We start from the raw sequence: 7,918 nt of genomic DNA on the forward strand, positions 1-7,918 counted from the left end.
CTTGTTAGAATATATGACCTTATGATGCATTCAAATAGATATCTATGAACGCTAATCCCAAAGATAAAAATCAGAGTTCCTCTACGAAAACTGCTCATTCCAAAACCCAAGGTGTGGGTCGCTTAACCATTGATGCAGTATTAGCTATTACTGATATTGTTGAATCAATGCATAAACGTGTCAGTCCACTTTCAGCATTAAAATCTGCAACTGAAAAAGAACGGCTTTCAGGCATAAGCGGATTGGTGTATCGCAACATTCGAAATGTGACAGAGTTGGTTGGTAAAAGTATTGATACACCTTTGGCAGCAATAAGTAAAACCTTAGCCTCTCAACCCGATTCAACATCAACACAATCTTTGCTGGCTGCGCTAAACGGAGTGTTGGGTGATTATTTGCTTGCCAGTGATAATTCATTGGCTATCCCCATGCATTTTAGAAGAAATGGGAACACTCTTAATGATGAACAGCTGTTAGACGTTATCAATCAAAGTGAAGGCAAACTTCTTATCATGCTACATGGCTTGTGTATGAATGACATGCAGTGGTGTCGAGAAGGTCATGATCATGGTGCTGAGTTAGAAAAAGAGTTGGGTATGGGGGCCATTTATTTACATTATAATTCTGGGTTACATATTTCTGATAACGGCAAACAGTTTGCGGATTTATTGCAATCCTTGGTTGACCTAACAGATAAGCAGTTAGACATTAATATATTAGCTCACAGCATGGGAGGACTGGTTTCTCGTAGTGCTTTTCATGTAGCAGAAAATAGCGGTCACAGATGGCCTGCAATGCTCAAGAAATTAGTGTTTTTAGGAACGCCGCATCATGGAGCCGCTCTTGAAAAAGCGGGTAATTGGATTGATTTAATTTTAGGTGCGCATTCATACACTGTGCCATTTGCACGTTTAGTTAAGGTACGTAGCTCTGGGATCACTGATTTACGTTATGGCAATGTGCAAGAATCGGATTGGCATACTACCGAACGCTTTGAATTCAGTGGTGATCAACGATTGCCTCTGCCATTACCGCATTCTGTTCAGTGTTTTGCAGTAGCAAGCAGTGCTAAAGAAAGTATCAATTACCCCTTGGGCGATGGACTGGTTAGGATTCAAAGTGCATTGGGTGAGCATCAAGATCCAGACTTTAATTTACGTATTCCTGATAATCGTCAATGGATAGGCACTAATATTAATCATATGCAGCTGCTAAGCGACATTAATGTCTATGCAGTGGTGAAAGCGTGGCTTGATTTGTAACAATTATTTTATTTTTTTGATGCGTTTACTTTAGTTTTTAAAATTGGTTTTTAAAATTAACTTTTCATTTTTGACTTTTACCGTTGTGTTTTTCAAGATAGTTTATTGATTAGAGAATATAAAAGTGATTGAAGTAATAATTCTGGCAATAGCATTAAGCATGGATGCATTTGCTGTCTCAATAGGACTAGGTTCAAAATTTTTTCATAAAACAACATCTTTAGGCATTATGGCCGGGCTATACTTTGGCTTTTTCCAAGGAATAATGCCGTTAATAGGTTACCTAGGTGGTAGAGAAGTGTTTGGTTGGGCTGATGCCTATACATCATGGATAGGGTTTATTCTTCTGTTTTTAATTGGTAGCAAGATGATTTATGAGTCTATTTCAGGAAACATTGAAAACGTCATTGAAAACAACATTGAAAATAAAATTGTTAATAGTCTTTCAAAAAATTCTGCAAATATCATTAAAAAAGACAGCGCAAATATCACCCATAAAGCGATGTTATTTCTCGCTGTAGCAACAAGCATAGATGCGTTAGCTGCAGGTTTCACACTGACCATCTTTAGTGTAAATTCGTTTGTAGCATGTGCAATAATTGGCTCAGTAACACTAATTTTTAGTGTTACTGGGGTGTTTATTGGAGCCAAATGTGGAACCTGGCTTGAAAGTAAAGCTGAATTATTCGGCGGTATTGTGCTGGTATTAATCGGTTTTAAATTACTTTTTGTTTGAGTAGTTTATGGGTTGCCCCTATATGGGAGCGATTTCGTAATATTCGACAGTCTTAATAGCATCTAAATAAAGAAGTTTTACAAATGTATTTATTGTTGACAGTTACGTCTATCTGTTCGTTGATGGCTATGTTTTAGTGTTCGGTGTAGGTAATATCCAAGCTCAAGAACCAAGCAAAGAAGTGAACGTGTTGAAATATGTGCGGGCTAAAACAGCCTTTCATTTTGATCGGGCTTTAATGCGATGAGGCAGTATTGACATCTTGAGATATGTTCACCACTCCACACTCCAGCTTCCCCCCCCATCCCTTCGCACAAAAAGTTCAAGACGTATAAACAGAGATACTTTTTATAATTCAGCGGTTATTGGCCTAAGACAAGGTTCATTATTCTCGATACCTGGTTCCTGAGTTGTGATGTGTCGGCCGCGATTATTAAACAAGATCAGCGTGTAAATAAAATCCTCATGGTTCGGGTGAACATACATCGTCCTTAGATGAATCTGATACCCATTTGTGCTGTTTGTTGTTCGAATATTCGCCAATGCTGCTAATCTGGCTAATATTAAAATTGCGAACAATCCACAAGACTTTTTTACAGTCAAAACAGAGTCAAAAGACAGTCAGCCAAATTATTTATCCATGACAATTATGATAGCGAAAGACTCAAAGCAACCACCAAGCTTTAATGAAACTTTAGGCTGGTTGCATAAATTGAGTGATACCTAGGCTCACAGGATCGAACTTAAAAAAGTGCGTGATTTAGTCGCTACAGCTTGTGGTTGCCTATTTATCAGCCCCAATATAAGGTGGATGCAAGCACCATTGCTAATCCCACGATGATTATCGACTGATTAATGTGCCAACTCATTAGTTTATTGTGCCATGTGACCACTGTCCTATTTTTGTTAGACCATATATTAATATAGTTGTGCTCAGTCATTTTATTGAAAAACGACTGTGTTGCCTGACTCTTACCTTGATTTTGCTCTTGCCTCTGAGCTTGAAAAAAGTCTTTGCAGTGGTCACTAAATTGGCTAAACCGCCCGAACATATCATTTTCCAGTTTAACTTTTCGCAACAGTATCCAAGTCGATATACCGAGTATGATCGGCCAAGTTAAAGCCGTTATATTTTGCCAACTGGGGAGCGATTTACCTGGGATGTCATGAAATATGAACGGCAATGCAAGCATCACGGCTAACGTAGCACCAATAGGTAAAATTAACTTTTTGTGTTTAGCACTGGGTAGTTCACTAGTTAATGCAATTTGGCGAGCTAAATACAGTAACTTCAACATCAGTAGCGTGCTGCCTATCGCACTGATTGATAACATTGTAGAGAGCATTATATAATCCTGCCAAGTAGATTTCAGTAACGTTTTAGCAAAGCCGCCGGATAAAAAGGGTAGTCCAACAATGGCTAGTGCTGGCAATATTATAAGACCGATACCTGCGGCACGTTGTAATGTGGAACCGGCCATAAGTGGAATAGTGCCAATAGATAAAAATAGAGCCGCTTTGGCAAAACCGTGATGTAAACAGTAAAATACAATAGCGAGCAGCATCCAATCACTCGGCTGATGCATAAATATTCCAAATGACGCAGCTAAAAGCCCCATTTGACTGACCGTTGAATAGGCTAATAAAGCCTTAGGATTGCGTTGCATCATACCCAATAAAATTGCCACAAAGGTGCCTGTTAGCCCAACGACAATCAAGCTGTTGGCTGTCACTAGATCATATGATGGTTCACTTGGCATAAACTTGATCATGCCTATTAGGCCTGATTTCACCATCAAACCGCTGAGTATCGCACTCGCAGGAATTGGAGCTGCAGGGTGCGCTTTGGGTAGCCAAAAATGTAAACCTAAGAGACCCATTTTGATGCCAAACCCACCCATCAGCACTAAACTTAGTGCTGTGTGGTAACCCGTCGGTTTTAATGGGGTGTGATCATATAATCCATACAATAAACAAAAAGCGGTGAAGAGTAGTATTTCACCGGTTATTACCCAGCGAATATAGGATGTTCCAGCAATCCTCGCCTGTAGCGTTTTGTCGTGCAGTATTAAGCCGTAAGATGCAAGGCTCATCAAAGTGAAAAATGTGATGAACCCAAATAAATCCTGACTTAATATCAGTCCAAAGCTGCCACTCATAGCTAAATTAAAGTAACAAAAAAATAGTTTACGGGGTTTTCCGGCTGATAGATAAATTAGACTATAAACACCACAGATAAGCCAAAGTGAGGCGGCCAAAAACATCATAAGCCGACTGGTTTCGTCAATAGAAAACTCGCTACCAAAGAATAACCAAGATGCTTGGGTCTGCTGAGCGTTTAAAAACATACTTGCCAACAAAGCTGGAATAGCCGCTAGTGGCGTCAATGAAGACAATTTTGTGCCCACTCTTGGCAATAAAATTGTAAGTGCAAGCAATAAAGGAATAACCACTAATATGCCCAACATCAAGTGCTCACCTGAGACAGGCAAGGTGTTACTGATCAATAAACTTGGGTATTCCTGCTGGGCAATTAACTTAGCCCAGTACAAAGGGCTAAATTGACTGTTGGCCAATAGTCCCGCTGCTAATGCCAAGCTGACAGTTAAAACAGGAGGTAAAAGCATCATCCAATTGGCGTCTTTGGTGGTCACTTTTTTTACACTTGTGGATACAGCAGGTTTAAACCAAACTCGGTAGACGATCGGTAACAAGTACATGGCATTTAACGCACTACTGGCTGCCAAAACTAAAAGTACCCAGTAAGCTTGTGCCTCTATTGCACCAATGCCGAGGTACCATTTTGAAACAAAACCAGCAAATGGCGGAATGCCTATCATACCAAAGGCTGCCAAGGTAAAAGCGGTCATGGTGACTGGCATCCGCTTACCCAAGCCATCCATTTGACTAATTTTATGAACGCCGGTGGTTTCAGCAATATTACCTGCACAGAAAAACAAGGTTATTTTCATTAATCCTTGATGAACTAAGTGAACAATACCGCCTATAGTCGCCATTGGCCCTGCGAGGGCTGCGCCCAGTGCGATATAAGAAACCTGACTGACGGTGGAGTATGCCAGTCTTTTTTTCAAATCATCTTGATATAAGGCTCGAACAGAAGCGTAAACGATGGTGATGGCTGCAGCAAAGGCAAGAAAGGTCGTGACGCCAAGGGAACTAGAAAATTCGACACCGTATACATCATAAATTACTCTGACGATACCAAATGCGCCTGCTTTGACAACCGCAACCGCATGCAACAATGCACTAACAGGAGCGGGGGCAGCCATTGCCACCGGTAACCAGCCATGTAATGGCACCAGTGCGGCTTTAACTCCCAGCCCAATCATCAATAAAGCAAAAATAATAATTAATTCGCGGGTAGGCAAGTCTGGCAAAGATGCCAGTACACCACTACTAGTAAAATCTAGCGCGCCCGCCATTGATTTCAGCCAAACCACACCAATTAGCAACACCGTTCCACCTATTAAGGTATAGGTGAGGTATATTTTTCCTGCCTGTAAAGACGCTTTATTCCCTTTATGCACCACTAAAGGATAAGTAGCGAGGGTTAAAAGTTCATAGAAAATCACAAATGTGATTAGATTACCTGCCAGTGCGACACCCAATGTGGCAAATACACACAAGCTGAAAAACCCAAAAAATCGAGATAGGTTTTTACCCTTTTTAAAATAACCAATGGCATAAATGGTGGTGATACACCATAAAAAAGCCGATAGGCTGACAAATAATAAAGATAACTTGTCAGCTTGTAATACTAAATCTACGTTGGGTAGAAGAGGTAGTCTTGTTTCATATTCTATGCCTGAATAAACGCCCGTTACCAGTGCGGCTACTAGCACTACAATCGATATTGCGCTGAACATGTTGAAACAGGTGCGTAGCCTTGGCATACGCTCGGGTATACTGAATATCATTAAGCTGGTGGCAAGTGCACTGAGTAAAATAATGGCAGGAAGATTAACGGCTAACATGTTTATATTCCTTTTCTTAAAATAACGTCGGGATTTAACGCATCAAATAACCATAATGCGTTTAAACCTAATGCAATAGTGAGCAGTGCCAGGGCTAGTGCCGCATAGGTCCTGAAATCCGCTCCACGAACTGAATTAACCACAAACTGGCTGTTTGATGTGGTAAAAAATTGGTTTAATACTTTGAACAGGTAAGCGGCGGATAACAAACCACCAACGAGTATCACCACTATCCAAGCCCATAGGTCAGCGCTGATTGCGCTACTCAAAATTAACCATTTGGCAATAAAGCCTCCGCTTGGCGGCAAGCCAATTAAACTCGCGCTGGCGATCGCAAAGGTAAAGGTGCTGACGGGTAATGCAGCAGATATGCCTGACAACTTATGGATGTCATCAAACCCTGCAATTTTTTGAATACTGCCTACTGCCATAAACATCGCAGATTTAGCAAACGCATGTGCGATGACAAAATACAGCATGGCTGGTTTAGCTAATTCTGGTGAGGAAAAATATAATGGAAACAGGATGAACAGGTAACCTAATTGTGCCACCGTTGAATAAGCGACAAGCAGTTTGAGTCGCCGACTACGAAAAGCCTGCCACGACCCCCAAATCACTGCCAACATACCAAGCAGACCCATAAATACAGTCGCCGAATAAGTAATCACAGGTGCCATTATCACAAACCAAAATTGAAAAAGTAAAAAGTAGGTAGCTTTAACCACAATACCTGATAAGGCGGCACTCACTGGTGCTGGTGCTGAAGAGTGAGCAGCGGGTAGCCAAAAATGTAGAGGAAATAAAGCCGTTTTAAGTAAAAGCCCTAAAGTGATAAACAATAGTGCAAATTGACTCAATGCAGAGTTAGTCATCATATCTGTGAGTAAATTAATATCTAACACCGCGTATTCGCGATACAGCAGAGCAACACCAAGTAAATACAGCAAAGAGCCAAACAGTCCTACTAACAGGTATTGGTAAGCGGCCTTTAAGGTTTCGATGCCTTTTTGTAAAGAAATCAGACCTACTGCACTTAATCCCATTAACTCAAGCATGACATATATATTAAAAATATCAGAAGCCATAAAAATGCCGAACAATGACGTCAATAAAAGCCACCAGAGTGACCAAAATCGTCGCTCTATTTGTTGATATGAAAAATATCCACTTGCGTAAAATGAAATAGCCAAAGCAACAATCGCCGTCATCGCAATCAACACCGCAGACAGAGGGGTAAGTACAAGACCAATACCAAGTGGCGACGCCCATCCTCCTAATTCGTAGGTAAACTGGCGTGTTTCGAGCATTGTTACAGCGTAAGCAATAGCACAGGTGTAGATGACCAGCACTATCGCCGAGAATAGACTGACAGTCCTGAGAACCCATATATGTTTAACCATAAAACAAAAAATTGCAGTTACCAGTGGCAGCATAATTACCCAAGGTAAATATTCAAACCAGTTAACATCAATTTGCATCTTTACCCCCAACCTTGTCAGTTCTGAGTTGTTGATCTATTTGAATGGCTAGTTGCAACATCAAAGCACTTCCAGCGGCCGCAACAACAATGCCCGTCAACACCATTGCTTGCGGAATGGGGTCAATTAAATCAGGTGCTAATGCAGAAGTGGCGACTAACAGCATAAAGATGCCAATCCCCATGATATTAATACTCAGCACTTTACGGATAACATCAGTGAGTAACATAAACCCCAGAAGCCCTATGCAAAACAACGATATAGCGCAAGCACTATAGATAAATGACTGACTCATGAACTATCTGTCTGACGTGTGGCCGGGTGGTTCGTTAAGTGGTTGGTTAAGTGAGTGGTTAGGTGAAACGTGGTGATAACCCAGTAAAAAAGTACTAAGGTAATACTAATCGAAAATGTGGCTGCAAATTCGATGCTTATGATAAACAGTCC

5 protein-coding genes are annotated in these 7,918 nt (G+C 40.9%); 2 read left to right on the top strand and 3 right to left on the bottom strand.

Going from position 1 to position 7,918, the window contains the following annotated elements; genetic code table 11:
* Positions 1–44 precede the first annotated feature (44 nt).
* A complete protein-coding gene (locus QZ562_RS17580; protein WP_293763054.1) occupies positions 45–1,262 on the top strand; it encodes a hypothetical protein in 1,218 nt (405 codons plus the stop codon).
* A 124-nt stretch (positions 1,263–1,386) separates the two neighbouring features.
* Complete coding sequence (locus QZ562_RS17585) at positions 1,387–1,998, top strand: manganese efflux pump MntP family protein (RefSeq protein WP_293763057.1); 612 nt, start codon at positions 1,387–1,389, stop codon at positions 1,996–1,998.
* Between the two features lie 791 nt (positions 1,999–2,789).
* Here the strand turns inward: QZ562_RS17585 and QZ562_RS17590 are convergent.
* From QZ562_RS17590 to QZ562_RS17600, 3 genes are read right to left on the bottom strand one after another with little or no spacing between them, the layout of a single operon-like run.
* Positions 2,790–5,993 (bottom strand): proton-conducting transporter membrane subunit, encoded by a 3,204-nt coding sequence (locus tag QZ562_RS17590; RefSeq protein WP_293763060.1) that lies wholly within the window; start codon positions 5,991–5,993, stop codon positions 2,790–2,792.
* Positions 5,994–5,995: 2 nt separating this feature from the next.
* The gene (locus QZ562_RS17595; RefSeq protein ID WP_293763063.1) at positions 5,996–7,471 is read right to left on the bottom strand and encodes a proton-conducting transporter membrane subunit; all 1,476 of its coding nucleotides are present in this window, start codon (positions 7,469–7,471) and stop codon (positions 5,996–5,998) included.
* The gene (locus tag QZ562_RS17600; RefSeq protein WP_293763066.1) at positions 7,461–7,766 is read right to left on the bottom strand and encodes an NADH-quinone oxidoreductase subunit K; all 306 of its coding nucleotides are present in this window, start codon (positions 7,764–7,766) and stop codon (positions 7,461–7,463) included. The genes QZ562_RS17595 and QZ562_RS17600 overlap by 11 nt, the downstream gene beginning before the upstream one ends.
* Positions 7,767–7,918 lie beyond the last annotated feature (152 nt).

Origin of the sequence: uncultured Paraglaciecola sp. (genome assembly GCF_913058035.1) — a bacterium.
Classification (GTDB): domain Bacteria; phylum Pseudomonadota; class Gammaproteobacteria; order Enterobacterales; family Alteromonadaceae; genus Paraglaciecola.